Source organism: Haloplanus natans DSM 17983, from assembly GCF_000427685.1.
In the GTDB taxonomy this organism is placed as follows: domain Archaea; phylum Halobacteriota; class Halobacteria; order Halobacteriales; family Haloferacaceae; genus Haloplanus; species Haloplanus natans.
This window is the reverse complement of sequence record NZ_KE386573.1, coordinates 534,140-559,279: the sequence shown is the minus strand read 5'-3', so window position 1 is coordinate 559,279 and position 25,140 is coordinate 534,140. Positions and strand designations below refer to the sequence as shown.

Genomic DNA, 25,140 nt, shown 5'->3' with positions numbered 1-25,140 from the left:
AGCTGGCGGAGTCGGCGCGGTGATCACGGCGGCGGGAACGTGGATCGTGGGGACGCTCGGCGGGATCGGCTCGTGGGCGCTCACCACGGAGCAAATCTGGTTCCCGCTCCTCGGAGCGTACAACCGCTTTATCGCGCCGAAGTTCGCGGCGTTCCCTAAGCTCGGTCCGTTATTCCTGTTGGCGTTCCTGCTCTACGGGGTCGGCCGAGCTCTCGATTTAGGAGACACGAACGATGAAACGTAACAAGAGACGGAGGTACCGATCATGCCGATAGAGTGGCTCTCTGGAGCCGCAACGTGGGCTTTCAATCATCCGGGGCTCTCGCTGACGGGAGTGCTCGGGCTGGTAGCAACGGCGTGGGCGTACGACGCCTACGAGGACGCGGAGGATCGCTCCGAGGCGGTCTCGGGGTTCGCAGAAAACGCGAAAAGCGGCTTCGGGAGCTGGTTTAACCTGCTCGGCGTGGCGCTCGTCGGTGCGCTCGGTGGGCTGGCGTCGGCGGGTGTGACCGGCGCGAAGGGCGTCGGGATGCTACTCCAGTTCGTCCCGGATCTCCCGGTGTTCACGGCCGGACTCGTGACTATCGGTCTCGGTGCTATCGGGCTGTCGGGGGAGATCACGGTACTCTGGTGGCAGTTTAGCCTTATCGGGCTATTCGCGCTGCTCCTGGCAGTCGCGTGGAGGGTCCAGGAGTGAGGCGCTCCGTCGCACTCCTGGCGGTCGTGATCGTGACGGGGAGCCTCGGGCTCGGAGCGGTCGGACCGGTGGCCGGTCAGTCCGGCGGGAGTGTGACGGATCTCACGCTGGAGCAGCTGCGGCCGAACGGTCAGCATCCAGCGAACGCTCCGCCGTCGGTCCGAGCAGCGGGCTCGTACTCAGAGTACGCGGTGAAAGTGCTCCCTACGGGGCTGCTCGTCCAGGAGGGAGAGAAATCTCCGAGCTGGCGGTACCTGGAGAAAGGCCGGACGGTCAACCGAGATAAGCTCCAGCTGTGGAGCAAACGCGGGTACAACGCGGAGCAGAAAGAGGTGATCGTGCGGGTAGCCTACTGGACGACGGAGACGCGGACGGTGACGACGGACGAAGGTTCGTCGAGAGAGGAAACTATCGCTCAAAACGTCTCCACGCACTCCACTCAGGCAACGCTCGGACCGGGATACGACTATCTCACGATCAACCTCCGGAGCCATTTTGATACGCAACGCAACGCGGTGATGTGCGTACAGGAGCCGGAGGAGCCGAATTGCCTCGAGGAGCCGGGGGAAACGCGCTGGAGGTTCGAGCATCGAACCTCGGCCACCTCGAAAGCGGCACCAGTCAACTCCCTCGGCGGCCAACTGGCGTGGGGATACGGGTGGCTGGTGCTCCCGTTCTTCGGAGTCGCGGCGGTGACGCTCTACGGCGGTCGGCTGGCGGTCAAGAGAGCGAAAGCTCCGCCGAATATCTCGCCTATCTGGTACGTGGTCGGTGCTATCGTGCTGGTGCTGCTCCTGATAGTCGGATGGGACTGGATCAGTAACACGCTCGCTACGGCTCCGTGGCTGATCTCGGCGGTAGCGGGTATCATCCTCGGGATCATGGCCGTGGAGTGGTTCTCGGCCGAGACGTACAACGCGCTATTCCTTCGGTTCTCTCTCACCGACGGGGATCCGGATCCAGTCGGAGACGCTCCTGGAGCCGATAGCGCGCGCGCTGACGGTGGGGAGACGGCTCTTGGAACCGGAGGGCCTCGGAAGCCTGGAGACGCTCCGGGCGTGCTCTCGGCCGACGCGGTGCCGATCCCATTTGCACGCGGAGAGGACGGGATCCGGACGGCGGTCCGAGACGGGCTCCGCCAATGGTGGGCGCGGGCTCGGGGCGCTCGGTCGGATTTTGTCCCGGACGGGAATATGCAAACCCGAATTGAGGTGGACCAAGGCCCGTACGAGGAGCTCTATCTCCTCCACCCGGAGGACGAGGAGCCCCTGGAGTACGAGCCGGAACACCACGAGATGACGCTCCCCGAGCTGATCGAACACGAGGAGGTGGAGACCGAGGAGGGAACCACAACCCGGAGGCGGGTGCATCTACGCCCGTACGTGCTCGGGCTCGGGTGGCTCGGTGCCTCGGCGGGGATCGGGAAGCTGCTCGTCCAGTCTCCGATCCTCGGGCTCCTGATCGGTGCCGGGGCGCTGACGGCGGTCAAGATCGCCCGGCCGATCTCGGGAGAGCTCCGTGCGAATCTCGCTCCGCTCCACTACCACCGGGCGCTGGCGACGATGCTGACGCACGCGGACGGGCTCTCCGAAGCGAAAGCGTGGGATACGCTATTCCGTGATCTCGCGGAGGAGCGCGCGGAGAACAAGGCGGACAAGGCGGAGCTCCAAGACGAGCAGAGTACGAGCCAACTGGATCAGCTGTTTGATCGGTTTACCGGAGAGGGGCCGGTCGGACGCATGAGCAACGGAGAGACGGAGGGGGCTCATGGAGACGACTGATCCGAATCGGTCCGATCCACGAGGTGACGAGCGCGGGGAGTGGCCGGGTATGTGGTCGGCCGCTCGTCCAGGAGGAGAGATCCGGCCGGAGGAGCCACCTGTGGACGCTGCTCGGCTCCGTCGGCAGCTGGAGGATTCGATCCCCGACGCGGAGGAGGAGCCACTGGTGCGGCCGGCTATGGCTCGGCTCGTCCAGGATCAGGGAGATCTCCTGATAGAGCTCCTCGAGGGGTTCGGAGATCGGCGGGAGCTCCTGGAGTGGCAGCAACGGGTAGTGATCCACACGCTCGGTCAGCTCGAGGACGAGTGGTACGCGGAGATCTCGTGTAACGCGGCCGCGATCTCCCGGCTCCTCGGCCGAGAGTGGGGGCCGGCAGATGCTCCGGAGCCGTACGTCGCACGCGAGACGCGGCGGGGGCTGGCGGCTAACTCGTTGCTCCCCGCGTTCCACGGAGCGCTCGAGGCGTTCCGGTGGACGGCGGTGGAGCGCGTGGATCACCTGGACGACGAGCACGACGGAGACGCTCCCGAGCCGATCACGCCGGATCGCCAGGAGTATCCTGGTATGCGTCCCGAGCTCGGTCAGCTGGCCGAGCAACAGGAGCGGACGCTCGTCTCGTTCCTGGACGGATTCGATTCGGAGGACGAGCTCCTCGTGTGGAGTCAGCAACTCCAGAGTGCAACGTATGCGGAGATCTCGGCGCACGCGGCGGCGGAACCGTATTTCGAGCGGCCACTCCGCCAGTACCTCGTACGAACGGAAGCGGACGCGCGGGCGCGATTCGTCCGGCGGTCGTGGGCGGCGGAGTTCCTGCTCCCCGCGTTCAATCGCGCGGCCGACGCGCTGGCGGATCGCGCGGCCGAAGTGACGGCGGCAGAAGTGCCGGAGCAATCCGGCGGGAGTTCTTCAATCTCATGAGTAAGACAACTGAGAGCGGCCGGTCGCTGCTCGAGGAAGCTCGGGATCCCGAGCTCCTCCGGGAGCGACTGGAGAGTAGAGAGGCGGACAACCTGGAGCACACCGAGCAGGAGACCGGTGATCCCCGGAATCACACGCTCGGGGAGAACATGGTTCGGAACCTCGGGATGCGTCGATGGGGTAACGTGATCCAGGATCTCGAGACGGCTGATCATCCCGGAATTGAGGGGGCTTCGGATCCGCTGATCGAACATCCGCGGGCGTTCCTGGATCACTTGATTAAGCTCTCTCCGCTGGATAAGATCCGGATCGAAAGCGGGGATCACGAGGGGCTCTCCCGAGAGCGGCGGGCGGTGTTCTCGTGGCTCCAGGAGCATCCGGAGATCGTCCAGGATATGAGGCTCGGCGGGACCGACTGGTTCGCGTACGGACCGAAGGGGAGCGGAAAGAGCACAATGGCGATCAGCATGGTCGCTCGGGATCTCGAGATCAACCCGACGGCCGTGGTGTGGAGAGGCTCCTCGGCGCGGTCGGAGTGGCTTCCGCTCGCTCCGTGGGCAACAGTCGCGCTCCCGAAAGGGCTGGAGTACGAGGCACGGCTGGATCCACCAGCTGACGACATGGATCCGATCCCTATCGATCTCGAGCGGTCGGTCCGGGAGATCGTGCGTTACGAGGATCCGATCCAGCTCAACCACGAGGTGCTCGAGGAGGGCGGCTTTCACGTGGTCTATCCGGATCCGCGCTTTCGAGGATGCTCGGAGCTGACCGAGCGGGCGGACGAGATCCCCGAGCTGGAGCACGTTTCGGCGTGGGACGCGGCCGAGGATCCCGATCTCGAGCCGACGCCCACGGAGTTTTGGTGGTTCGCGTGGGCAATCTCGAAAATCGAATACGGTCCGCCGATGTTCGTGACGTGGCTGTGCGACGAGGCGGGAAACCTCATGCCGGAGCACGCCAGCAACGAATACCACGGCCACCACCGCCGGATCTCGGCGCTCCGTAACAAGTACGTGGACGCTCGGCGTAACAATTTCAGCCTGGACGGGATCGGCCACGAGCTCGAGGATCTCCACCACCTGCTCCGGAAAAAGATCCGCTGGCGGATCACGCTCAACGGGATGGATAACCCGACGGGCGAGACCGTCGGGATGGGAGAGGCTCCAATGCCGCGCAACTATACCGGCGGGCTTCAGCTCGGAGAGGCGCTCTCGTGGAATAAACAGCAATTCGCTCAGTTCTCTTGGAGCGATACGCCGGAGTGGTTGAAGGTACCCGGTCAGCTCCAGCTCCGTTTTCCCGAGGTTCAAGAGGTGAGATCAGCATGAGCAACCGATTCAAGCGGTCTCGGATCGATTCTCAGACAATTCGCGCGGGTCTCGCGAGACGCGCGCTCAGAGCGACCACGCACGCGCGTATATCAACGGAAGTAGTGCCAACCCCCGGGGTTTCCGCTGGCGGAACCGCTGGCGGTGCCGCTGGCGGAAACGAGGTGATCTCCGCGTGAGAGCTCGCTGGATCCGGGCGCTGATCCTCGTGGTCGTGCTGGTGGGCGGCGTGATCACGCCGGTCGCTCCGGTAGGTGACGCTCAAGCGGCTGGACCGTCGGGCTTCGTCACGATTCCGGACGCAAACGTTCACGAGGATCTCCCGGTGGATCAGTCGCTCCCGATCTCGAAAGAGGATCTCGAGGGCTCAGTCATGGTGAGCGACAACGCCAGTACCACCGAGATCGTGGTGACAACCTCGGAACGAGCGGAGGGGTACCTGGACAACGGGACGAGCGTCGGCGGGGGATCGCTGGCGCTGGTGATCCAGGACGACACGAACCACGCGGGCCGAGAGGTAGCGATCCCGGCAGACGCGGTGGAAGGCGCTATCGGTCGGATCCCCGAGGCGGTCCACGGGACGCACGAGGACGGCTCGGAGTGGACGAGCCAAGTCCGCGCGCAGTCGGGGCTCCTGATCTTCGAGGTGCCGCACTTCTCCAGTAACACCGTGACTTTCAGCGGAGAGGTAACGGTGAGCGGATCGTTCTCCGACGGCTCAAGCGTGGCATATGATCTCTCATCCGTGGATAGCGTCTCTAATTATTCGATCAACGTCACCGGACACGCAACGACAGAGTGGGATAACCAGAGTGCGACCGGTCTCTCTCCCGGCTCGTCGACGAGCCTCTCCGTAGCCGGCAACGCGCAACCGACTGGTCCCGCGGACGGAGAGCCGCGCGTTACGGTTAGTCCAATGAGGCGATCCGTTTCCGGGCCGAGTGGTGGAGATTCCTCAACTACAGGACAGATTAATACCGCTTACAGTACCACGTTTTACGTGTCTGAGTCGTCAGATACTGGTACGTCCACAAGTGTCGATTATGCAATATCGGTCGAGGGAGGATCGACGCTCGCCACTGGATCGATTACGGTCAACGGAGGAGGTAGTGCTTTCCCCGATTCGGCGGCCGCTACGGAAACGCTAGATACTGACGTACCTGATAGCTCTAATATTGTTTTAACTCTCACAAGTAACACCGCAAACCACGAGATAGAATCTTTTGAGGTAGAGTCATTTTATCCGTCATCCGTTTCGGTCTCCACTGGGAGCGATTCGGCTACGGTGACGACCGGCACGCTGTCATCGTCGGCGTCGGTCCCTCTCGACATCCAGACAACCGATACAACTCTCACAACCTCGTTTACTGATGGTAAGGTGGACGTTGATATTGCTCTCAAAGAGCAGACTAAGACCGTGGATCCGGCCGTGGAAGTGAATGGAAAAACTACGAGTTACTCCGGAGTGCTCTCCGATGGATCTACACAATCGCTTTCCGCGAATACCTCGTGGGTCCAAAGCGGCACCAATACCATCAACGTCTCAGTCGGCACCGGCACGCTCTCGGCCGACGCTCCGACTCCAAAGGTGGGGCTCAACTACCGTCACAAGGCAACGGACGAGATCGCGCTATCGTACTCCGCGGACGGGTGGACGGAGCGGTACAACGCGAGCCGCACCTTTGCCTCTACTCAGGAGAGTCCGACGGTCACTCTCCCGTTCCAAGGGACGATTACGGAGATCACGCGCCTCGAGGAGCGGACCGACGGCGGTTCTTGGAGCTCAGTCCCGAGCTCACGCTACTCTCTGGACGGATCACAGCTCTCTGTCCAGCTGGACGACGGTGACGGAGACGGTAACGTAGACGCGGGTACGAATATGTCGGTGCGGGTGACGGGACGGCACGTTAGGCCAGTCAACGGAGCGATCACGGTGACGGATCCGATTCTCCCCGGAGAGGATGCTGACGTGGAGTTCCGAATCAATAGTAAGAGCAGCGGCTTCTATGTTGATCTCTCGGGAGTCTCTACGCCAGGCGTGCGGTACACCTACCAAGAGAGCTGGAGCAACCCGGACTCTCACATGATCGTGACGGCTTCCGGGGAGAAACGGCTCAAATTCCCGAACGCACCGGAGGGCGGATCGGCACGGGTGACGCTAATCCCGCTGACCGTGGCACCGGAGACCGGAGAGGCAAAGGTCTCGGTGGCTGATCCGGACGAGCCCACGATCTCGCTGGAGCCGGGAGCGACCGACGGGGACGACGTTACGATCCGGTACCTCGAGGCGTCCACCGGGACGACGTACCAGCTCTACTCAACGAGCAGGGATCGGATCGTGGCGAAAGAGGAAGCGAACGCGGGAGTGGTCTCGTTCGTAGAGGACGACTCCGCGGAGTCGCTCATGATCAATACCTCGAGCTCCGGTGGCGGGGGCGGTGGGATGTTTGGAGACGCTTCCACTCCAGCTGACTACGGCACCGGGCGGCCGGTGCTCGTGATGGGGACGCTGGCCGCGCTCGTGATCGGGCTCGTGTGGGCGACCGGGCGCACGGGGATCCGCGGGCGTCAGCGGTGGGTGCTCGTGGGCGGTGTCTCGCTGGCGCTCGGGCTGCTCTCCCTGGAGTCGCTCAACCCTGGATCGATCTCTCGTTTCGTCGGGGAGAGTCTCGGGTCGGTGCTCCCGCTGGCGGGGATAGCGGCCGTGGTGATCGTGGGGTACACTGTGGTCTCGTGGTGGCAGAGCCGGAAGAAGGACGCAGCAACTCCCGAGACGAAGGTGACGTTTTCGCTCGGTGATCGGAAAAAATGATCCCTGATCTCGTCCCTATGGTCCGGATGCTCCTCGAGCGCCTCGGCGTGGAGGGAGTCTCCGCGGTTTCGGTGCTCGTGCTGCTCGGGGTGTGGATATACGGGCGGCGGGCCTCCAGGTACGGCTCGGTGGCTGTCGGGAAAGCGGGACGAGCGGGGAGTTATGCTCGGGCGGTGGCCGTGGTGATGCTCGTGCTCCTCTTGGCGGGCGTGATCTCCGCCGACATAGAGCGCGCTCGGCAGCTCATCCAGAGTGGTGTGCGTGCGATCCCGACGGAGGGTCTCCCGTGGTTCTAAGCGTTCCGCGGATCACCCGGAGACGGGTAGTGTTCCACGTGGGGCTCCTGGTGCTGGCGCTCCTAGAGTGGATCAGCCGGAGCTCCGCGGTCTCGGTGTTCCCCTCAAGGGACGTGGCGATAATCGCGGCGTACGTGTGGATCGGGATCACGCTGCTCCCTGGTGACGCTCCGCGACTCCAGCCGTACGCGGTGGAGCTGATCGGGCTGGCGTTTTCGGTGCTCATGGCGCTGGTGTTCGTGGGCTCTCTCCTCGAGGTGGGGGCGCACTACCTGATCACGGCCCACCCGGTCGGTGTTGCTCTCGGTGCCGTGTGGACGGTGACGGCGCTACCGGCGCTCGTCATGACGCTGTTTACGCTGCTCCAGGAGGGCGGGGAGTGGCTGGCGGAGTGGCGGGAGCTCCGCGGGACGACTCCCGAGGAGCGGATCCTGGATGATTGACTCTGCTCGGGACGTAGCGGGGTGGACGGTGACGTTCCTTTTTGTGGCGTGGTTCGTTCTCCACTTTCTCTTTCGGAGTTGCTCGAGAATCGGGTGCTACAACTCTCCGGTCGGTCAATATGCGGTATCGAACCTAGGCGGTCTCGGTCGGCACCTCGTGGGAATCGCCACGGCCGGGGAGCTGGTGATCTTCGTGGTCGCGCTGATCGGGCTGGCGGCCGGTGCTGTTTCTCGTCGCACCTGAGCAACCTCCGTTTCGCGTGGATCAACTGGAGTGTGCTGTGCGGAGCGGGGCGGTGTATTTTGTTTCACCTGCGCCCTTAGGCGCATTTCCTAAGGGGATCTTCCCATCCGGCGGAAACGCGGCCCGATCTTAACCAACTTCTATCGGTCGGGGCGCTCGGATGTTGGTTAAGACCGGCGGCCACGATCACGGCGAACACCGACGGAAGCGGAAACGATTACCGGAGAAAAGAGCGGCGGATAGTGAAGCCTCTCACCAGTCGGGCGATCAGCCGGGAGCTGATCGAACCGGAGAGCCGTCGGGCTCCAGGAGCGCGGAGACGGAGACGGTGTGGGTCTGATCCGCTCCGTTCGTCCACTGCACCTGTGCATCCCACCAGTCTCCTCGAGGACCGCCGGAGTTACACCACGCCTCGTACGCCTCGGCCACGATCTCGTCAACGAGCGGCCGGTCGGTCGCACGGAGCCGGTCCATCATGGTAGAGATTTTGATCAGCATCCGCTCGGACTGATCACCGTGCTCCACCGCCTCGGCTCCCCACCGAGCGAGCCACTTTTGCCACGCGCTTCCCTTCTGCTCCAGCTGGCGTGGATCGAGATCGAGGAGCTCACAGAGACGGCGCACGCCGGACTCCAGGGCGGTCTCGGTCTCCCGAAGGACTCCGGAGAGATCCTCTCGGATTTTCTCCGATATGAACGAGAGCGTGCCGGAGTCGTTACGGAGGAGATCTCCGAGGCGGTCCAGGGCGCGGTAGATCGTGGAGAGGCTCCGGTCGGTCTCCTCGGCGGCTTCGTGGACGCTCACCTCTCCGCCGTCCGCTACCACCTGGAGGAGCTGCTCGTCTGAGGGCGTGAGATCACCGAGAGTTTTCAGGAGGAGACTCTCCTGATCCGCTTCCACCCGAGGGAGCGGATCTTTCACGAGCTGGACCGGATCCTCGGCTTCCCGGAGCTCGAAAGCATCGTCCGAGACGTACGTGGTGGGATCGGGCTTCGTGGTGAGACCGGACCACGAAACGATGTTCATGAGCGTCTCTCGGAGCTCCCGGAGCAGCTCCTCGAGGCGGCTCCACGGAACGGAGTTCCCCTCGTTCCCGAGGTGCTCTTTCGAGAAATGGTAGAGGATACCGAGCTTCGGATGGTAGAGCGGATCATCCTCCTGATCACGCACCTTATCGGGATGGTAGATTTTGATTTGCTTTCCGTGACGGTGGCGGTTGAGCAGCTCGTCAGCATCGGACTTGTTTAGGAGGAGCCGGTGCCGGTATCCGAGCACGTCACGGTTCGGGCCGGAGTTGCTGAAATAGTAGGCACCTTCGGCTCCGAGCTTCGTGGAGAGGAGCGTGCTCATACGCTGGAGCGGTCCATCCTCCTGAAGCAACGACTCCGCCAGCTCTCTCCGAATACGGACGTAGAGCTCAACGGCGTGGATGTTGCTCATGGGACTGAGCTCACGGAAGTACCGACGGGAGACGTTCTCGCCAGCCGCGAGCGCGTGGACGGACCGACAGAATAGATCGGGGTACCGTCGAACATCTACGTTCGATCCCGAGATCCGGACGGAGTACCCTTCGTCGGGGCGATTCTCGTTATTGAACGGGGTTTCGATCACCTCTCCAGAGGACTCCGCTTTCATGCCGGCGTAGCGTGGCCGAACGTGGAAATTGATGTTCCGCCGGTCGGGGCCTTCGATAGCGATCCGCGGCTCGTAAAGGGTGTCTCCACCGACCGCATCGAAAGGCGCGGCCGAGATCCCTCCCTCTTGGTAATAGAGCTCAACCGTCCAGCTCTCGTCTCCGATCTCCATTGGAATATCCTCGGCGTGGCCGTCGTACTTGTTCACGAGGAGCGAGATCAGGAGCCAGTAGGGATCAAGTCCGTTCTCCGAATAGATCAGCTCTCCCTCCACCTCATGTGTTTGCGGGAGCAGCTGGCCGGCGATCTCCTCGGAGTCGCTCACTCCTGATCACCGCCCGTCGGGATCTCGTCTCGGCTGATCTCCTGGAGACCGAGACGGAGAGCGAGTTTTAGATCCTCGTGAGAGGCGCTCGTGGTGTGGGGATCCTCTCCCTCCGGGCCGGTATCGGTCCGGACGGTGCCGACGGTCTCCACAAAATCCAGGTAGATCCGAACGCGGCTCCCCTCGGCAACGAAGCACCGGCCGCTCCAAATGGCGTCTTTCAGCTCCGAGGCGGTGGATGGGAGATCGGTCACTCCTGCTCACCTCCGTCGGTAGCGGTCGCTCGGTAGCGGTTCGGATCCGCCCGATTCACGTTCCGCTCTCCGTCGGGGCGATCCGTCCACACGGTCTCCGAGCTAGTCGACGGCGTGGATTCTCGACGAGCCTCTATGTCGGTCTCCTCGAGGAGCTCCTCCAGGGTACCGTGACGGTTGAGATAGGCCACGCGCTCCCGGATCATGTCCAGGACGGGATCTCTCGGACCGCGCTCGAGCTCTCGCTCCACCTCGGCCCACTTCCGGGCAACGTCCAGGCTGGCGATCCCGTCTATCCGGCGCTGGAGTCGCCACTTCTCGCTTTTATCGCCGGGCGTGCTCTCGAGGAGATCACAATCCAGCCACCGAGCGGGATCCTCTCCGATCTCCTCGGCAATCTCGGGGAATCGCTCCCGGTCGGACGTACGTCCGCCCATCATGACCGACCACGCTCCGTTAGATCAGTCCGAGAGCGATCGGGGACTCCAGTCGGACGGTAGAGCTTACTGCTCGGCTTCCGCGTAGAGCAGCGGGAGCAGAGAGCGATAGCCACCTCTCCCGAGGCGGGGACGAACACGCGGACGTTCCCGGACTGGAGTCGGGTACCGCACGAATCGCACGCGGTCATGCTCCCTCCGTGACGGGCCGGCGGACGAGCTGGTGGCTCTCTCGGGGGCCGCACTTCGGACAGATAGCGCCTCCGTCGGTGGCCGGGCCGGGGCCGTCGGCCGGGACGACGGGAGTGAGGCACCCGATGCAAACGGTTTCCATCCGGCTCATGCACGATCACGCTCCTGAGCGGCCGCGGCCGCGCGCTGCTCGAAACAGTCCGCCTCGAGAGCGGTAGCGAGAGACGCGCCTCGGCGGATCACGATCACGTCGGCGGTTGGGATGTACCGAGCTTCGTCGGCACCAAACTCTCCAGGAGGGACGCGCTCTCCGCGGCTCCAGAGGACGGCGGGCTCGAGGTGGGGAGCGTCGGAGCGATCCAGCCACCGCTTTCGGACGTGGCCTGAGACCGTGGGCTCGGCGCTCATGATCCGTCACGCTCCTCGAGGATAGAGAGGTGCTGGAGCGCCTCTCGCGCGTGGTACCGCGCGGGAAGGGAGCCACTCTTTTCGAGGATCTCGGAGAGGTGGCGCTCTATCCCGTCGGCAGGAGTGAGATCACGGAGCTCACCGCCGTCGGTAGCGAGGCAGTGATCGGCGGACTCCTCTGGAGTCGAAACCGAGGGCTTGTGATAGACGCTCGCTCGGTTGCTCGTAGAGCGGAGAATTATCGTCCCAAGTTCGGGCTGCTCACTCCAACAATCGGAGCAGGGACGATAGAACGCGGCCAATCCCTCGGTGAGTGGCTCGGGGTTTCGCCACTCCGTCCGGTCGGAGCGAAGTAAACTATCACAGACAGGTCGGGGGTCCGATCCGCCCGGCGAAGTCACGCCGACCACCTCCGGCTGATCGGGTGGAAAGTAGCGGCAAAACCGGCCGCTTTACTTATAAACGCTATGGGACCGCCCGGATTCGAACCGGGGTCACGGGCACCCAAGGCCCGAAGTATACCAGGCTAACCCACGGTCCCGCGTTTCGACACTCCTCCGCGCGGGCGCTAAAGGATTTCGTTCAGTCCGCGCCGATAACACACCCGTCGACGTACTCGATGGAGTCGATGGAGTCGATGGGGTCGTCGCCACAGACGGGGCAGTCGGGGTCCTCGGCGTAGGGCACCGTCTCGAAGCTCATGTCCATCGCGTCGTAGAAGAGCAGGCGGCCGATCAGGGGGTCGCCGGCACCGAGGAGGACTTTCACCGCCTCGGTCGCCTGGATACAGCCGACGGTACCGGGGAGGACGCCGAGGACACCCGTCGTCGCACAGTCAGGGACGGTGCCGGGTTCGGGTGCCTCGCGGAACAGACACCGGTAACAGGGGCCGTCCGGGTGAAGCGTCGTCACCTGTCCCTCGAACTTGTAGATGGCGCCGTGGGAGACGGGAATCCCTTCGAGTCGACAGACATCGTTGACGAGATAGCGCGTCGGGAAGTTGTCGGAGGCGTCGACGACGATGTCGTAGTCGGTGAGGATGTCGGCGTTCGCCCGGTCGAGTCGCATCTCGTGGGTCGTCACGTCCACATCGGGATTGAGAGACGCGACGAAGTCCTTCGCGCTATCGACTTTCGGCCGCCCGACATCGTCGTCGCCGTGGATCACCTGTCGTTGGAGGTTCGATCGTTCGACCACGTCGTCGTCGACGACGCCGAGGGTTCCCACGCCCGCGGCCGCGAGATACTGGATGACGGGCGCGCCGAGGCCACCAGCACCGACGACGAGCGCGCTCGAATCCAGCAGGCGCTTCTGCCCGTCCGGCCCCACCTCGTCCATGATGATGTGCCGGGAGTAGCGATCCAGCTGCGTAGCGTCCAGCGAGAGGTCACTCATAGCCTACGTTCCGTGACGGACGTGGATAAATCCGTGTTGTCCGTGCGCCGAGGACCCCCGACCAGATGAATCGTCTGTCGCCATACGAAATGTGGTCTTCGTGGAAATTGAGACTGACCGCTCCAATAAAACGGGTCTCGAACATCGGAGCGTCGAGGACGAGCAGTGACCGACGAAACGACGCGCGGTAGCCGTTGTCCGTGGCTCGGGAGGGTCCGCCCGACCGCCGTTTCCGTTTTACTTGTTCGAACAGTGAATCAACTACAGCCAGATGATCGCACATATCCCATCTAGACCGGACAATCTGGATATTTGGTGTATACACCGGAATAATTAATTGAGTAGATATTCAATCGTATTCCATGCCACAAGCAACGGAACGGCTTCGACGCTACCTCGAGGACGAACTCGAGGAGTGTCGCAGCGAGGACGTCGAGCGGCGTCTCGACGAACTCGGGACGCTCGAAGCGGCACTCGGAACCGACCAGGTGGACGCCGAACTGGAAGTCCTCTCGGCGCTCGCCAGCGAGACACGCTACACGCTCGTTCGGGTACTCGTCGCAGCGGAAGAAGAGCTCTGTGTCTGTGAACTGAACGGCGTCGTCGACGTGAGCGAGAGTGGTCTCAGTCACGCCCTCTCGCAACTCGTCGAAGCTGGCCTCGTCGAGGGACGGAAGGACGGCCGCTGGAAGAAGTACCGGGCGACCAACCGCGCCGTCGCGCTCGTCACCGTCCTCGAAGGGAGCGTGACCATCGATGAGTAACGTCGAACACCAGCACGGCCCGAACTGTAGCTGCGAGAGCTGTGGGGACCCGCGATCGATGGATTTCCTCGATAAGTACCTCACCGTCTGGATCTTCGGCGCGATGGCGATCGGCGTCGGCCTGGGATTCGTCGCCCCGTCAGTCACGCAACCGATCCAGAACCTCCATCTCGTCGAGATCGGACTGGTTCTGATGATGTATCCGCCGCTGGCGAAGGCCGACTACTCGCAGCTCCGAGCCGTCTTCAGCAACTGGCGGGTGCTCGGATTGAGCCTCGTCCAGAACTGGCTCATCGGCCCGACGCTGATGTTCGGACTCGCCGTGATCTTCTTCAGCGGGCTCGTTCCCGGTCTCCCCGCCCGTCCCGAGTTCTTCCTCGGGCTGGTGTTCATCGGGATGGCCCGCTGCATCGCGATGGTCCTCGTCTGGAACGAACTCGCGGAGGGCTCGACGGAGTACGTGACCGGCTTGGTCGCGTTCAACAGCCTCTTTCAGATCGTCACCTACGGAGTGTACGTCTGGTTTTTCGGACTCTTTCTCCCGCCGCTGCTCGGCATGGAGAGTCTCGTCGCCGGCATCCAGACGTTCGACGTGACGCCGATGCAGGTGTTTCAGGCGATTGTGATCTTCCTCGGGATTCCCTTCGTCGGCGGATTCCTCACGCGGTACGTCGGCACCCGAACGAAGGGCCAGCAGTGGTACGACGAGGAGTTCGTCCCGAAGATCGACCCGCTCACGCTCGTCGCGCTCCTCTTTACCGTCGTCGTGATGTTCGCCACGCAGGGCGAGAACATCGTCGCGTCGCCGGGTGACGTGCTTCTGATCGCCGTACCCCTCACTATCTACTTCGTCGTGATGTTCCTCGTGAGCTTCGGGATGGGCAAGGGCATCGGCGCGGACTACTCGACGACGACGGCCATCGGCTTCACGGCGGCGTCGAACAACTTCGAACTCGCGATTGCGGTCGCCGTTGCGGTGTTCGGCGTCGGCTCCGGCGTCGCGTTCACCACCGTCGTCGGCCCACTCATCGAGGTTCCGGTGTTGCTCGCGTTGGTCAACGTCGCGCTCTACTTCCAGCGAAAGTTCGACTGGAGTGGTGCCACGACGGGACAGCTCACACCGACTGGATCGGATCCGACTCCCGAGGACGATTGATGGTGCTGACTTACAATGATCGCTACGAAGCGAAACGACGAACCAACACACACCGGCTACAATGACTGAACACACCGACACCGATCCGATTCGCATCGCCTTCATGTGCGTCCAGAACGCCGGCCGCTCCCAGATGTCGACGGCCTTCGCGGAGCGCGAACGGGAGCGACGTGGGCTCGAAGACCGCATCGAAATCCTCACCGGCGGGACCCATCCAGCCGACCACGTACACGACGAGGTCGTCGAGACGATGGACGAAGCGGGGTTCGATCTCTCCGACCGGGCGCCACGAGAGATCACGCTGGACGAACTGCAGTCCTGTGACTACGTCGCCACGATGGGGTGTTCGACGCTCGATGTCGGTGATGTCGGCGAGGGCGTCGATATCCGAGAGTGGGCACTCGACGACCCTGACGGTCGGGATCCGGATCGAGTGCGTGAAATCCGCGACGAAATCGAGCGTCGAGTGAGTAGCCTGTTCGAGGAACTCGAAGACGCCGAGAATCCACCGTCGTAGGCGACCGGCCGAGTGACATTTCGTGGGAGCCGAGTCGGCCGACTCGCGACGGGACACCGTAGTTCCGTCCCGAAATTATAATTCACATGGTGTATCGAGAGATATGTAAACAATATATTCGCATTCCCGATATTGTGGTATCGGTTCACGGAGTGGCTCCGGACAGGCCTCCGCCCGCCTATTGAGAGAACATATAAGATATCATATTAATCGACTCGAAGGCCTCACTTGCATGGTCGATTTGACTCGACGAAGTTTGATGGCAACGTCAGTAGCCGCCGCAGTCGGCGCCGGGATGTCCGGCGTGGCGAGCGCGGACGTAGAGGAGACGGACACGGTCGGCGCACCGAGCGTCAGGGGAGAGCTCAAGCGGTTCGCGTCGACATCGCTGGGGGCGGAGGTCACCGGACCGTTCGTCTTCGAGAACGACAACACGCTGCTGTTCAGTCACCAGCACCCGAGCCGCGACAACCCGGAGAACTGGTCTCGGGGCGGAATCGGCTACGTGAGCGGGTTCAACTTCACGCTCGACGGCAGCAACGACGACTTCTCGGAGCTGTCGGTGCCGACGACGGCCGACGAGCAGAGCCGCGTCCGCGTCGGTAACGGAGAGTACGTCTTCCTGGCCAGACAGGAGGACCCGATCGACGGTGGGAGCGAGCAACTCGGCGTCCCCGAGACGCCGGACGGCAACCCGATCGACCGGTACGCCGGCAGCCGATACACCGAACCCGGCTACACGCCGGACTGCAACCAGTTCATCCCCACGAACGAGGACGCGACCGAGGGCTACCTCTTCACCAACTTCGAAACCAGCCCGGGCAACGTCACCCGGATCCCTATCTCGAAAACGGACGACGGCGAGTGGGAGTCGAACCTCGACGACGCAATCAACCTCGCTAACACCGACGGGCTCCGGAGCCTCGGTGGGACGCGAATCAACTGCGGTGGGAACCGCACGCCGTACGGCACGTACGTCTCCTCCGAGGAGGAGTACGCACACCCCCGAACGAGCTACGCCAGCACCGTGAGCGGCACCCTCGAAGCCGGCTCCGGTGAGGGAAAGCGCGGCGCCGCACACTTCTGGAACCGGCCGAACCCGGCCGAGATCCCGAGCAAGGAGTACGTCACCTGGTACCCCCAGGGTGCCTTCGCACTCTCGGGCGTCGAACTGGCCGCGTACTACCTCGGCGCGGACGCGATCGATCAAGAGGGGCCGGGCCAGTCGACGTGGGACGTCGATACGCCGAGCGGGATCGACGCCCGCGCCAACGGTACGGCCGTCGAGGTCGACGAGACGAACACCCGCGACCCGATCGGCGAGGGCTACCCCAACCGGTACCGCTACGGCTACCAACTCGAGATCCGTGACCCGGCCGCCGAGACGCCGACGCCGGTCAAACACTACGTCATGGGCCGTGCGGCCTGGGAGATGCCGAGCTTCCAGCCCGACAACCAAACCGTCTACGAGCTCTCCGACGGCGACAACAAGGCGATCTACAAGTTCGTCGCCGATCAGCCCCTCGACGAGTACGACGATCCGATGCAGGTGTCGGGAACGCTCTACGCGGCCAAGGTAACCAACGACGCGGCGAGCGCCGCCGACGCCGGGCAGCGGAACTCCCCCGCGAACACGAACCTCGAACTCGAATGGCTGCCGCTCGGCAACGCAACCAACGCCGAGATCGAGTCCTGGATCGCGGAGTACGACGACATCACGCAGGTCGACTACCTGGAGACCCACGCCGACACCGACTGGGAGGAGGACCTCGACGCGGCCATCGAGGAGGCCGACAAGGAGGTCATCGCGAACGGCAACCAGAACTACATCACGGACCAGGAGATCGCCGACTGGGCGACGCAGTACGAGGAGCGCGGCCCCGACGGCGTCGACGAGGAACTCCGCCGGGTGCCCTTCCTCGAAACCAACGCGGCTGCCAAGGAGATCGGCGCGTCCGCCGACTTCAACAAGGCCGAGGGGATCGACAGCATCGACGACGCCCAGCCCGGCGACTTCGTCTACTTCGGCATCTCCGAGTTCAACGACTCGCTTGCCGACGACGTGAGCGACGTGCAGCTCGACCGCGTCGACGGCGGCCTCGTCTACCGCGGCGAACTCGGCCCGAACTACGACATCTCGCGGCTCGAACCCGCCATCGTCGGTCCCGACAGCACGGATTCGGCGGCCATCTCCGACGACGCCCTGCTGAACGTCGACAACGTCCACGTGATGGACGACGGCCGCGTGCTGTGCTGTGAGGACGCCGACCAGCTCGGCCGATCGTACCCCAACGACTGCCTGTACGTCTACCAGCCGAGCGTCATGGTCGACGTCGAGTCGAAGGCCGTCGGCTACGGTGCCACCGGCACCGCAAACGTGTACGCCAAGTCCCTGCCGGCCGGCTTCTCCGGTGCGCAGGTGACGATCACCGTCTCGAACCCCGAGGTGGCGACGATCACGGGCGTCGAGTTCCCCGACGCGCTCGGCCTCACCGAGAGTTCGATCAGCGACGACGGCTCCACCGCCATGCTGCGCTTTGCCGACACCGACCGGAACGTCCAAGCCGGCGGTCACAACGTCACGGTCGCCTCGCTCACCCTGCGTGGCGACAGTACGGGGACGACCGACCTGAACGTCTCGGTCAACCAGATGGACGACGAGTCCGGGAAAGCAATCGACGCCGAGGCCCGCTCCGGCGTGCTCGTCACCGGCCCGCCGACGGTCACGGGCGCCAGTGCCCCGACCGATCCCGACGGTGACGGCCTCTACGAGGACGTGAACGGCAACGGCCGCCTCGACTACGAGGACATCCAGCTCCTGTTCAGCAACTTCGACAGCGACAGCGTGACGATGAACAAGTCGGCGTACGACTTCAACGAGAACGGTGGGCTCGACTTCGACGACATCGTGAGTCTCTACGAAGAGGTCAACTAAGGGCATCGACCGGCCCCGCCGGAGGCCCCATCCCACCACCCCATATCACCATACCAATGACACGAAAGACACGTCCGATTTCGATACTCGCCGGTCCCCGCCGCAGTGCGGCGCTTGCGGTCGCACTGGTGGCGCTCGCCCTCCTCGGGGCGGTGGCGGCGGCAGGGACGGCTGTGGCACAGAACGAGCAACCGACCGTCGTCGTCACCGACGGCACGACGGCCCCCGACGGCACCACGACCGTCGGTATCGTCCTCACGAGTGCCCCGAACGGGCTCTCGGGGTACTACTTCGACCTGACCGTCGGGAGCGCCGAGACGGCACGGATCGAGTCCGCAAGCTACCCCGACCGGTTCGGGCTGACGAGCGAACCGGAGATCAGCGCCGACGGCACTGCCGCTACGCTCGAAGCCGCCGATATGGAAGACGCTATCAAGCCCGGTGCGACCGATGTAACCCTCGCGACGGTGACGATTGCTGGCGCCACGCCGGGTGAGGTTACGCTCTCCGTCGACCCGCGGCAGTTCGACGCCGACGACGGGAGTGCGTTCAGCCCCGCCACGCAGTCCGGAACCGTAACGGTGTCCGGCGGCGACGGCGGGACGAAAACGGGGGGGCAGTCCGGGAACGAGGCTGGCAGTGACGGCGGAACCGCCGGCACGTCGTCCACCAGTGACGGCGAAGGGACAACCGGCACCGACGGTGGGTCCGGGACCGGCACCGGCTCCGGCGATGAAGAGACCTCCGGATCCGGATCGCTGCCGGCGGTGCTCTCGCTCGTCGCCATCGCCGTACTGGCCGGCATCGGCCTCCGTCGGCGAAGGTAACCGACTGCACTGGCTTTCCACCGTCTATCATAGATCACAATGTCACGATCCACGGACCAGCGACACGACGAACCGCCCGCCGACGAGACGGAAACCATTCACCGCGACTACGTCCTCGACGTGCGTATCGTCGAGCGGACGACCGACGAGGAGACGGTCTACCGATTCGAGGCCCCGAACCACGAGGGCAAGGAGTTCGCCGACCCCGACGCGGCGGAACTGTACGCCGACGTCTACTTCGACGTCAACGGCTTCGACGAGCGTGACGTCGGCGAGCGGGGAGTCCCCCCCGAAATCGTCCAGGCCGGCCGCGACACGCTCGTGGCGTACTTCCTCACGTGGCCGTCGACGGACATCCACTGGGTCGCCTCGTTCAGCGGCCGACAGCCGGACAAAGTCCGACGGTACGTCAAGCGACTCGAGGAGCGCGCCGAGTCGATTCGCGAACGAATCGTCGAACGGGATATCGAGCGCGCGTAGTCCCACCGCACCGGGCTCCAGTGATTGCGACCGGACCTCCGTCTCGCGGCGAACACCCGTTGCTCACGGGAAAGACCGACGCAGTCGAAGAAGCATCCCGACAGTGACAAACGGGACCAGCGCTACGGCCGGTGGCTCGGGAGGAGATACTGCAACGGGAACACGCCGCTACGACGACGCCTCGAACGACGTACGCCGACGCCCCACCACGGTACGCAGCCATCCGAGTACTCACACGAGGGTCACTCGCCTCGTCTGCCGTACGTCTCTTTCCCCCAGCCAAAATCGGAGGCTTCCTCGTTCCGCTCGAGGTAGTCCTCCAGTGTCTCGTGGACGGCTCGGCCGAGATCCTGTAACGCGGCGTCGATCATCGAAACCGTGCTCGAATCGAGCGACTCGGTCGCGTCTCGCTCCCGCCAGTCGTCCGGTATCGTCGGGACGTCGAAGCGGAGCCGGTCGTCGGTGGGGTCCCAGTAGAAGTCGAACGCTTGGAACAGGCCGAGGTCGCTGACGATTCGAACCTGCGCTTCGTCGAGGTCCGTGTACTCGGCCCACTCGTTGAATCCCTCCTTCCACGCTCCCTCCTGGAGCAGGTCTTCGATATCTTCCCGGTAGAAGTCCTCCGAGCCGAGCGTCTCGTCTTGCAACTCGAACTCGCGTGGCTTCCCTCGGTTCGAGAGGTCTGGCGGGTCCGGAACCGCTACGTCGAGTGCCATACCACATGTTAAACCGACAATATAATAAAGGCCGGTAACGATTCTTAGTGCCTCCGACTTCTGCGCTCGTGTTGGCTTCCTGGACTATAGTAACCTTTGTAAGTCATTGCACACCCGATCGCAAGACAACACGCGACCGGGTGTGCGAACAGTTCCAAACGCGGTCATAGCTCTCGACCACGTGCCGTTTTGACTTCTACACCGTCGAACGCGATTCTACAACGGCATACTGTCACTCTAATAATAAAAAATCTGTAGAATGTGAAAATATCGTCGCTTGATGCAGTCACGGAGCGAATACGCAACACATGTACGACCCGGTCCTGCTGCAGGTTTCGACTTTCGAGGTAACGATAGTTGGCCTGTTCGTACTGGTGCTGGCAATCGTAACGGTCTGGCAGATGGTGCGGATCGTCGACGCCTACGACAAGGAGGCACTCACCGTCTTCGGCGAGTATCGCGGCTTGATCGAGCCGGGCATCAACTTCGTTCCGCCCTTCGTCTCGCGCACGTACCCGTTCGACATGCGTACACAGACGATGGACGTGCCCCGACAGGAGGCTATCACGCGGGACAACTCCCCCGTGACGGCGGACGCCGTCGTCTATCTCCGCGTGATGGATGCCAAAAAGGCGTTTCTGGAGGTCGAAGACTACAAGACGGCGGTCTCGAACCTCGCCCAGACCACGCTCCGGGCAGTCATCGGCGACATGGAACTCGACGAGACGCTGAACAAGCGCCAGGAAATCAACGCCCGCATCCGGAAGGAACTGGACGAACCCACCGACGAATGGGGAGTTCGCGTCGAGTCGGTCGAGGTCCGAGAGGTCAATCCCAGTCCGGAGGTGCAGAACGCGATGGAACAGCAAACCGGTGCGGAGCGGAGACGCCGGGCGACGATCCTCGAAGCACAGGGCGAACGCCGGAGTGCCGTCGAGAAGGCCGAAGGGGACAAGCAGTCGAACATCATTCGAGCGCAAGGCGAAAAACAGAGCCAGATTCTCGAAGCGCAGGGTGACGCCATCTCGACGGTACTGCGCGCGAAGTCCGCGGAGTCGATGGGGGAACGTGCGATCATCGACAAGGGGATGGACACGCTCGAAGCGATCGGACAGGGCGAATCGACGACGTTCGTCATCCCGCAGGAACTCACCTCGCTCGTCGGCCGGTACGGCAAGCACCTCACGGGGAGCGACGTGGAGGCCGACGGTCAGCAACTGGACAGCCTCCAGTTCGACGCCGAGACGCGGGAACTCGTCGGACTCGACGACATCAAAGAGATACTCGGCGAAATCGACCGGGCCGCGGAGATGGACGTCGAAGAGCTAGAACAACAGGCCAAGGCGGTCAAGGACGGGGCTTCGAACGCCGCGAGTGCCGGCCACGTGGAGGAGGAGACGAACGACTGACGATGACTTCCGAACGAAATCCACCAACGGGCTGGGTATTGGAGACCGAGCGGACGACACACGACGAACTCATGGGCCGGGACTACACGACGGTCCTCTATCGACAGGAAGACACCAGAAGCGCAGTGTACATCAACGAGGTCATCGATGGGGACAACGTCTGGGAATACATAGTACATCGCTCGGGGCGGGACGGTGACCTCGGGACCGCCGCCGACTTGGAGACGGCGAAGGGGATAGCGTTCGCGTTCATGAGCGACTCCGTCGCCAGCGCGTGACGAGGTTCGTGCGTTTCACGGTGTCTTACTGGGGCCGGATAATAACAGGACGTACCCGTGGTTGGCGCTCCACTGGAATAACTCCTCTTCGTGTCGTGGGATCGCGCTGCTAATCGTGTGGGACAGTACTGTTCATCAACAATCCACCACAGTGAGGACATTTGTTGGTGTTGGGATCTTCGATGCCGTCTCCGCAATCACGGCACACGTAGAGCGTTGTTTCTGGGACGGAGTTATGTGTAGTTGTCATGTATGATCCCTCCGCTGGTGAGCGGGCACCGGCACCAACGCTCTCCGACGGCATCAACTGACGAGATTTTAACAATCGGTCGATTTTTGATTAGCCGGGTGACGTGGGCTTCGAGAGTCTACAACGACTACTGTAGTACCACTGCAGACCGGGACGCTCATCGAGTGTGACTCATATAATCAAAATTCTCTCAAGTGTGAAAATAGATACAATTGATGAATTTCGGTAGAGAGTGGCGCACAATGACGAATCACGGTCTCGACGCGTGTCTTCGCCTGGTCGCCGACCGGCACCGACGTCTGATCATCCACCACTTGCGCCACGAGGCTAACGGGGCCACGACGGTCGACGATCTCGTCGATCGGATGCACGGGCGATCCCCCGACGCCAAAGACGGCCCGCTGCAGGACCGGGAAGCACTCGCCATCCAACTCCACCACACCCACCTGCCGCAGTTAGCAGACCACGGTGTCGTCGACTTCGAGCACACGACTGGTGCCGTCCGGTACCATCCCGACGAACAGGTCGAGGCGGTGCTCGACTCGCTCCCTGAAGAAGTGTCGCCGCCGAATCCCTGATCTGGTGTCTCCGGTGGTTGGGGAACCGCGAGTATGGGGTCCGGTTAGTCCGGAGGATTCGCGTCGAGTCGCCAGGTGAAAATCGCCTTCAGCACCACGACCAGACTGTTCGTGTCACCCTCGCCCCAGATGGCGGTCTCCGCCCGCGGATCGGACGGACTTGCGTCCGCGCCGTTGACGAGCGCACTCACGAGGGTTTTTCGCCCGTCGACCATCATGAGCCGTCCCGCCGACGTGTCCGACCAGATCCATAGCGACTCGAACATCGTCGCGCCGGGGATCCGGTCCTGAATGCGTTCCTGGACCTCCGTCGACACCCCAGCCAGTTTGACCGAAACGCCCCGTTCTGTGGCTTCGCTCAACCCTTCGATCAGGTCCTCGGTAAGGAGTTCTTCGACGGTCATGTAGACGATTTCGTCGTCCGCGCTGGCAAAAAACTCCAGAACCCGTTCCGTGACCGCAGTCTGTCCGTCTACCGTCCAGACGCCGCGTTGCTCGGTCCGTCGTTCGATGGGTTCGAGTTCACTCAGCGCCGTCCGGAGGATTTCCGTGCGGTTCTGGAGCTCGTGTTCGAACGTCCGACTCGCGGTTTCGGCGGAGATTGCCCAGAACTGCTTGGGCGACGATTGGAGGATATCGACGAGCCCCCGGTCGTGTAACTCGTCGATCGCGTCGTACACTCGAGTGCGTGGCACCTCCGACACCTGGCTGATGTCTCTGGCAGTCCCCGTGCCGAGGCTCGCAAGCGCGACGAACGTCCGTGCGGCGTAGGCACTCAACCCGAACCGTTCGAGTTGCTCGATCGCGGCGGTCCGTGGGTCTTCGACTGGATCACTGCTCATCGATCAGGTGGACGTGGATCATCGTGAGCCCAGCCACGGAGAGTGGCCGGGCCGGCACGCAACAGTACGGTGGTTGGGACACGGGACTGGACTGCGTGCCGATATAAGGTTAGCTTTCATCCGATATATTCTTTTTGTGATTAAATGAGTTACTTTTTATTATCGTTTATTTGCGCTTCTGCCCGGTGAAATCCCGGGAAATTTGTTGTCACTAAAAAAATCACAACAAAGTTTCGGCGCTCGCCCGAGCAGCGGATTCGGACGGTCGTGCTGCTCTTCTCACGTCTCGTACGCACTAGCCGTCATGAGCGGAGTGACAATGGCTATTTGTGTCGGGCGCGAAACGTTCAGACAATCACTGGGGAACGCCCCGTGAGGTTGGGACACATAGACACTACGGATAATTTGGAGGAAGCAATCGAGGTCCTCCAGCAACTCGGCTTGAAAGAGTACGAGGCACGATGTTTCGTCGGCCTGTCCCGTCTCGACACGGGAACAGCAAAGCAATTGGGCGAGATGACGGAGGTGCCCCGAACGAGGGTGTACGATGCGATTCGAGTGCTGGAAGCGCAAGGTCTGGTCGAGATCCAGCATTCGAGCCCGCAGCAGTTCCGGGTGGTTCCGCTGGACGAGGCGACCGAGACCCTGCGCGACCAGTACGAAGACCGCGTCGAACGCCTCTACGATTCGCTAGAGACGGTCGAAATCGTCGAGCAGGAGGACGAGACCCCCGTCCAGCAGGTATGGGCGATGTCCGGGCGGGACGCGATCGAAAATCGGACGGACCAACTCATCGAGGAGGCATCCGAGGAGGTCGTTCTCGTCGTCGGCGACGAGTCACTGCTGACCGACGATCTCGTTGCCACCCTCAACGACGTCGATAGCGGGGTCGACCTTCTCGTCGGCGCGTTGACGGAGTCGCTTCAAGACCAGATACAAACGGCCGTACCGGACGCCACGACGTTCGTCTCTGGCCTCGAATGGCTACATGGCGAGGACGCTACTGAAAACGAGACGGCGATCGGCCGGCTCCTTCTGGTCGACCGCTCGACGATTCTCGTGAGTTCGCTCATGCCCGACACCAAGGAAGAACAAGCCATATTCGGCGACGGATTCGGGAACGGTCTGGTCGTCATCGCCCGGCGTCTCATGGCACAGGGATTGTTGACCGCCCGCGATCCGAGGCAGTAATCTCGCGGCCCCCTCGTGACGCCTGAGCCACG

At 63.0% G+C, this 25,140-nt stretch carries 26 protein-coding genes and 1 tRNA gene; 19 read left to right on the top strand and 8 right to left on the bottom strand.

Translation table 11 applies throughout. The features are described 5' to 3' along the window. Window positions 1-19 precede the first annotated feature (19 nt). The 8 genes from HALNA_RS05260 (at window position 20) to HALNA_RS05225 (ending at window position 8,276) form a co-directional block, all read left to right on the top strand. Entirely contained in the window at window positions 20-244 is a 225-nt protein-coding gene (locus HALNA_RS05260) for a hypothetical protein (RefSeq protein WP_049935343.1), read from the top strand. A gap of 21 nt (window positions 245-265) precedes the next feature. Then, window positions 266-697: a hypothetical protein gene (locus HALNA_RS05255; RefSeq protein ID WP_049935342.1), complete on the top strand. Its 432-nt coding sequence runs from the start codon at window positions 266-268 to the stop codon at window positions 695-697. Then, a complete protein-coding gene (locus tag HALNA_RS05250) occupies window positions 694-2,478 on the top strand; it encodes a hypothetical protein (protein WP_157573454.1) in 1,785 nt (594 codons plus the stop codon). The genes HALNA_RS05255 and HALNA_RS05250 overlap by 4 nt, the downstream gene beginning before the upstream one ends. Continuing rightward, on the top strand, window positions 2,465-3,397 hold the full coding sequence (locus HALNA_RS05245) for a hypothetical protein (RefSeq protein ID WP_157573453.1): 933 nt from the start codon (window positions 2,465-2,467) through the stop codon (window positions 3,395-3,397). The genes HALNA_RS05250 and HALNA_RS05245 overlap by 14 nt, the downstream gene beginning before the upstream one ends. Continuing rightward, window positions 3,394-4,725, top strand: coding sequence for a hypothetical protein (locus HALNA_RS05240; protein WP_049935340.1), 1,332 nt, complete (start codon window positions 3,394-3,396; stop codon window positions 4,723-4,725). Before HALNA_RS05245 ends, HALNA_RS05240 begins: the two co-directional genes overlap by 4 nt. Window positions 4,726-4,900: 175 nt before the next feature. Then, the gene (locus tag HALNA_RS05235; protein WP_049935339.1) at window positions 4,901-7,537 is read left to right on the top strand and encodes a serine-rich family protein; all 2,637 of its coding nucleotides are present in this window, start codon (window positions 4,901-4,903) and stop codon (window positions 7,535-7,537) included. A 26-nt stretch (window positions 7,538-7,563) separates the two neighbouring features. Beyond that, window positions 7,564-7,833 (top strand): hypothetical protein, encoded by a 270-nt coding sequence (locus tag HALNA_RS05230; protein WP_157573452.1) that lies wholly within the window; start codon window positions 7,564-7,566, stop codon window positions 7,831-7,833. Next, window positions 7,824-8,276 (top strand): hypothetical protein, encoded by a 453-nt coding sequence (locus HALNA_RS05225; protein WP_169719013.1) that lies wholly within the window; start codon window positions 7,824-7,826, stop codon window positions 8,274-8,276. The genes HALNA_RS05230 and HALNA_RS05225 overlap by 10 nt, the downstream gene beginning before the upstream one ends. A gap of 511 nt (window positions 8,277-8,787) precedes the next feature. Here HALNA_RS05225 and HALNA_RS05215 read toward each other — a convergent pair. The 4 genes from HALNA_RS05215 to HALNA_RS05205 form a co-directional block, all read right to left on the bottom strand. Further along, window positions 8,788-10,479: a DUF7845 domain-containing protein gene (locus HALNA_RS05215; protein WP_049935335.1), complete on the bottom strand. Its 1,692-nt coding sequence runs from the start codon at window positions 10,477-10,479 to the stop codon at window positions 8,788-8,790. Then, window positions 10,476-10,733, bottom strand: coding sequence for a hypothetical protein (locus HALNA_RS19825; protein ID WP_157573451.1), 258 nt, complete (start codon window positions 10,731-10,733; stop codon window positions 10,476-10,478). The genes HALNA_RS05215 and HALNA_RS19825 overlap by 4 nt, the downstream gene beginning before the upstream one ends. Beyond that, entirely contained in the window at window positions 10,730-11,170 is a 441-nt protein-coding gene (locus HALNA_RS05210) for a hypothetical protein (protein ID WP_049935334.1), read from the bottom strand. Before HALNA_RS05210 ends, HALNA_RS19825 begins: the two co-directional genes overlap by 4 nt. 339 nt (window positions 11,171-11,509) lie before the next feature. Further along, complete coding sequence (locus tag HALNA_RS05205; RefSeq protein WP_049935333.1) at window positions 11,510-11,770, bottom strand: hypothetical protein; 261 nt, start codon at window positions 11,768-11,770, stop codon at window positions 11,510-11,512. A 29-nt stretch (window positions 11,771-11,799) separates the two neighbouring features. Between HALNA_RS05205 and HALNA_RS19820 the strand changes: the two genes are divergently transcribed. Continuing rightward, entirely contained in the window at window positions 11,800-12,126 is a 327-nt protein-coding gene (locus HALNA_RS19820; protein WP_157573450.1) for a hypothetical protein, read from the top strand. A gap of 112 nt (window positions 12,127-12,238) precedes the next feature. Here the strand turns inward: HALNA_RS19820 and HALNA_RS05200 are convergent. Beyond that, window positions 12,239-12,311, bottom strand: a tRNA-Pro gene (locus HALNA_RS05200). A gap of 41 nt (window positions 12,312-12,352) precedes the next feature. Continuing rightward, complete coding sequence (ubaA, locus tag HALNA_RS05195) at window positions 12,353-13,165, bottom strand: SAMP-activating enzyme E1 (RefSeq protein WP_049935331.1); 813 nt, start codon at window positions 13,163-13,165, stop codon at window positions 12,353-12,355. 362 nt (window positions 13,166-13,527) lie between these two features. Between ubaA and HALNA_RS05190 the strand changes: the two genes are divergently transcribed. The 6 genes from HALNA_RS05190 (at window position 13,528) to HALNA_RS05165 (ending at window position 19,844) form a co-directional block, all read left to right on the top strand. After that, window positions 13,528-13,929, top strand: a complete 402-nt coding sequence (locus HALNA_RS05190) for an ArsR/SmtB family transcription factor (protein WP_049935330.1) — start codon at window positions 13,528-13,530, stop codon at window positions 13,927-13,929. Beyond that, complete coding sequence (gene arsB, locus HALNA_RS05185; protein ID WP_049935329.1) at window positions 13,922-15,085, top strand: ACR3 family arsenite efflux transporter; 1,164 nt, start codon at window positions 13,922-13,924, stop codon at window positions 15,083-15,085. Before HALNA_RS05190 ends, arsB begins: the two co-directional genes overlap by 8 nt. Before the next feature lie 61 nt (window positions 15,086-15,146). Then, window positions 15,147-15,602, top strand: a complete 456-nt coding sequence (locus tag HALNA_RS05180) for an arsenate reductase/protein-tyrosine-phosphatase family protein (RefSeq protein WP_049935328.1) — start codon at window positions 15,147-15,149, stop codon at window positions 15,600-15,602. Between the two features lie 232 nt (window positions 15,603-15,834). Further along, window positions 15,835-18,537 (top strand): alkaline phosphatase PhoX, encoded by a 2,703-nt coding sequence (locus HALNA_RS05175; RefSeq protein ID WP_049935327.1) that lies wholly within the window; start codon window positions 15,835-15,837, stop codon window positions 18,535-18,537. Window positions 18,538-18,593: 56 nt separating this feature from the next. Continuing rightward, window positions 18,594-19,364, top strand: coding sequence for a hypothetical protein (locus tag HALNA_RS05170; protein WP_049935326.1), 771 nt, complete (start codon window positions 18,594-18,596; stop codon window positions 19,362-19,364). Window positions 19,365-19,403: 39 nt separating this feature from the next. After that, a complete protein-coding gene (locus tag HALNA_RS05165) occupies window positions 19,404-19,844 on the top strand; it encodes a hypothetical protein (protein ID WP_049935325.1) in 441 nt (146 codons plus the stop codon). 242 nt (window positions 19,845-20,086) lie between these two features. Here the strand turns inward: HALNA_RS05165 and HALNA_RS05160 are convergent, their stop codons facing one another. Next, window positions 20,087-20,560, bottom strand: coding sequence for a hypothetical protein (locus tag HALNA_RS05160; protein WP_049935324.1), 474 nt, complete (start codon window positions 20,558-20,560; stop codon window positions 20,087-20,089). Between the two features lie 308 nt (window positions 20,561-20,868). Here HALNA_RS05160 and HALNA_RS05155 point away from each other — a divergent pair, with 308 nt between their 5' ends. The 3 genes from HALNA_RS05155 to HALNA_RS05145 all read left to right on the top strand — a co-directional run bounded on the left by HALNA_RS05155 (window position 20,869) and on the right by HALNA_RS05145 (window position 23,075). After that, complete coding sequence (locus HALNA_RS05155; RefSeq protein WP_049935322.1) at window positions 20,869-21,969, top strand: SPFH domain-containing protein; 1,101 nt, start codon at window positions 20,869-20,871, stop codon at window positions 21,967-21,969. 2 nt (window positions 21,970-21,971) lie between these two features. Beyond that, entirely contained in the window at window positions 21,972-22,247 is a 276-nt protein-coding gene (locus HALNA_RS05150) for a hypothetical protein (RefSeq protein ID WP_049935321.1), read from the top strand. A 492-nt stretch (window positions 22,248-22,739) separates the two neighbouring features. Next, window positions 22,740-23,075, top strand: a complete 336-nt coding sequence (locus tag HALNA_RS05145; protein WP_049935320.1) for a DUF7344 domain-containing protein — start codon at window positions 22,740-22,742, stop codon at window positions 23,073-23,075. A 44-nt stretch (window positions 23,076-23,119) separates the two neighbouring features. On the opposite strand, the gene HALNA_RS05140 is transcribed toward HALNA_RS05145, so the two are convergent. Further along, window positions 23,120-23,917: a TrmB family transcriptional regulator gene (locus HALNA_RS05140; protein WP_049935319.1), complete on the bottom strand. Its 798-nt coding sequence runs from the start codon at window positions 23,915-23,917 to the stop codon at window positions 23,120-23,122. A 405-nt stretch (window positions 23,918-24,322) separates the two neighbouring features. Between HALNA_RS05140 and HALNA_RS05135 the strand changes: the two genes are divergently transcribed. Continuing rightward, entirely contained in the window at window positions 24,323-25,108 is a 786-nt protein-coding gene (locus HALNA_RS05135; RefSeq protein WP_394324587.1) for a TrmB family transcriptional regulator, read from the top strand. Window positions 25,109-25,140 lie beyond the last annotated feature (32 nt).

What these genes read in the sequence shown, in the direction of transcription:
- HALNA_RS05180 (WP_049935328.1), top strand. Translation starts at nt 15,147, where the DNA reads ATGACTGAACACACCGACACCGATCCGATTCGCATCGCCTTCATGTGC.
- ubaA (WP_049935331.1), bottom strand. Translation starts at nt 13,165, where the DNA reads ATGAGTGACCTCTCGCTGGACGCTACGCAGCTGGATCGCTACTCCCGG.
- HALNA_RS05140 (WP_049935319.1), bottom strand. Translation starts at nt 23,917, where the DNA reads ATGAGCAGTGATCCAGTCGAAGACCCACGGACCGCCGCGATCGAGCAA.
- HALNA_RS05245 (WP_157573453.1), top strand. Translation starts at nt 2,465, where the DNA reads ATGGAGACGACTGATCCGAATCGGTCCGATCCACGAGGTGACGAGCGC.
- HALNA_RS05150 (WP_049935321.1), top strand. Translation starts at nt 21,972, where the DNA reads ATGACTTCCGAACGAAATCCACCAACGGGCTGGGTATTGGAGACCGAG.
- HALNA_RS05170 (WP_049935326.1), top strand. Translation starts at nt 18,594, where the DNA reads ATGACACGAAAGACACGTCCGATTTCGATACTCGCCGGTCCCCGCCGC.
- HALNA_RS05165 (WP_049935325.1), top strand. Translation starts at nt 19,404, where the DNA reads ATGTCACGATCCACGGACCAGCGACACGACGAACCGCCCGCCGACGAG.
- HALNA_RS05210 (WP_049935334.1), bottom strand. Translation starts at nt 11,170, where the DNA reads ATGGGCGGACGTACGTCCGACCGGGAGCGATTCCCCGAGATTGCCGAG.
- HALNA_RS05230 (WP_157573452.1), top strand. Translation starts at nt 7,564, where the DNA reads ATGCTCCTCGAGCGCCTCGGCGTGGAGGGAGTCTCCGCGGTTTCGGTG.
- HALNA_RS05145 (WP_049935320.1), top strand. Translation starts at nt 22,740, where the DNA reads ATGACGAATCACGGTCTCGACGCGTGTCTTCGCCTGGTCGCCGACCGG.
- HALNA_RS05240 (WP_049935340.1), top strand. Translation starts at nt 3,394, where the DNA reads ATGAGTAAGACAACTGAGAGCGGCCGGTCGCTGCTCGAGGAAGCTCGG.
- HALNA_RS05205 (WP_049935333.1), bottom strand. Translation starts at nt 11,770, where the DNA reads ATGAGCGCCGAGCCCACGGTCTCAGGCCACGTCCGAAAGCGGTGGCTG.
- HALNA_RS05190 (WP_049935330.1), top strand. Translation starts at nt 13,528, where the DNA reads ATGCCACAAGCAACGGAACGGCTTCGACGCTACCTCGAGGACGAACTC.
- HALNA_RS05175 (WP_049935327.1), top strand. Translation starts at nt 15,835, where the DNA reads ATGGTCGATTTGACTCGACGAAGTTTGATGGCAACGTCAGTAGCCGCC.
- arsB (WP_049935329.1), top strand. Translation starts at nt 13,922, where the DNA reads ATGAGTAACGTCGAACACCAGCACGGCCCGAACTGTAGCTGCGAGAGC.
- HALNA_RS05160 (WP_049935324.1), bottom strand. Translation starts at nt 20,560, where the DNA reads ATGGCACTCGACGTAGCGGTTCCGGACCCGCCAGACCTCTCGAACCGA.
- HALNA_RS05155 (WP_049935322.1), top strand. Translation starts at nt 20,869, where the DNA reads ATGTACGACCCGGTCCTGCTGCAGGTTTCGACTTTCGAGGTAACGATA.
- HALNA_RS05255 (WP_049935342.1), top strand. Translation starts at nt 266, where the DNA reads ATGCCGATAGAGTGGCTCTCTGGAGCCGCAACGTGGGCTTTCAATCAT.